Source organism: Cnuella takakiae (assembly GCF_001953305.1).
Taxonomy (GTDB): Bacteria; Bacteroidota; Bacteroidia; order Chitinophagales; family Chitinophagaceae; genus Flavisolibacter; species Flavisolibacter takakiae.
In genome coordinates this window covers 4,566,717-4,568,235 of record NZ_MTFE01000010.1, presented here as the reverse complement: position 1 = coordinate 4,568,235, position 1,519 = coordinate 4,566,717, and the positions used below count along the sequence as shown (strand labels likewise).

General features: G+C 49.9%; 1 protein-coding gene. It reads left to right on the top strand.

All coding sequences use genetic code 11. From position 1 onward, the window contains the following. Window positions 1-920, top strand: a 920-nt coding sequence (locus BUE76_RS19595) for a sugar phosphate isomerase/epimerase family protein (RefSeq protein WP_216820689.1), incomplete at its 5' end; no start/stop codon positions are given. Window positions 921-1,519 lie beyond the last annotated feature (599 nt).

Genomic DNA, 1,519 nt, shown 5'->3' with positions numbered 1-1,519 from the left:
CCTGCCATATGTCTTTATCATCCATCAGCCGCCGGCATTTTATCCGCAACACTTCGCTTGCATTTGGCAGCCTGATGCTGCCCCTGCCAAAAGGCCCGGCAAAGCTTTCTTTTTCAACCCTGGGATGCCCTGACTGGGACCTGCCCGAAATTTTGGTATTTGCCAAAAAGAACGGGTACCAAGGTATAGAACTGCGCGGTATTAAGAAGGACATGGTAATACCTGAAAGCCCGTGGATGTCGGCAGATATGCTGGGGCAAACCAAGGACATGATCAAACAAAGCGGATTGAAAGTGGTGGGGCTTGGTTCCTCGGCGCAACTACACCATACCGAGCCTGCAACTGCCGACAAGCACCTGGCTGAAGCCAGGCAATACATCGATTTGGCTGCAGCCCTTGGTTGTCCCAATGTGCGGGTGTACCCCGAAAAGCTTACCGAAGGTGGCGACAAGCAGGCCACCATGAAGCTGATTGGTGAAAGGCTGCTCATGCTGGGCGACTATGCCAAAGCACGCAAGGTGAATGTGCTGATGGAAACACACGGCGAGTTGCTGTACGCCAAAGACCTGGAGCAGGTGTTAAGCAGTGCACGCCACTCCAATGTAGGCATCATCTGGGATGTGGTCAATATGTGGGTGAAAACAAAAGAATCGCCAGCATCGGTATATCCCATACTCAAACCATACATCCGCCACGTACACCTGAAGGATATGGTATGGGATGGAGACAAGTTCAACTATGTGTTATTTGGCAAAGGCGTAGCGCCGGTGCGGGAAGCCATCACTGCATTGCAAAACGGCGGCTATAAAGGTTTCTACAGCTTTGAGTGGGAGAAGCGCTGGCACCCCGAGATTGCCGAGCCGGAACTGGCCATCGGGGCCTTCCCGCAGGCGTTCCGGAGTATGACGGGAACGGTGTGATAGCAGTTGCCGGTTGCCGGTATCTGGCAAAACCTGGTTTGAATCTATAAAGTTTATACAGAGGCCTGCGGGCCTCTTTTTTATGCGGTCAATATGAAGCTTGGGTTATGGGCAAAAGAAAGCCCACTGTGGAAACAGCGGGCGACTAACGATTGCTTGCCATATGAAAGAGTTCGAAGATCGGTTTTGTGCTGAGCGGTACAGCTTGCTAAGAAACTTGTTTTTTTAGCGTTGTTTCTTAATGCAAGTTTACTGCGTTGTAAAAAATGTCTGAAACCATAGTTGGTTCTGTTTTATTGTGGCTACCGGTGTTAGGGATTGCTGAAAGTAGCCGTGGTGGCGGGTTTGGGCGGTTTGATGCTGATATGTCCAACTATTGTTGGGGTTTCAGAAAATAAGGGTTTACACCGCGCTCTTTGTGAGGTCTTGTTGGTAGGAGTGGTGGTACAATAGCTATAGGCCGCGCTGCTCTTTTCGAATGAATTTAAGAAGTGAAGTAGGTAGGCGTAGTTGGGCATTGCCCTGATAGTGCCTTGGAAGATTTGGGGCGTAGTATAAGTGCCAGGTTTTTTGTAGGTATGTTCTATACAGTTTGATGG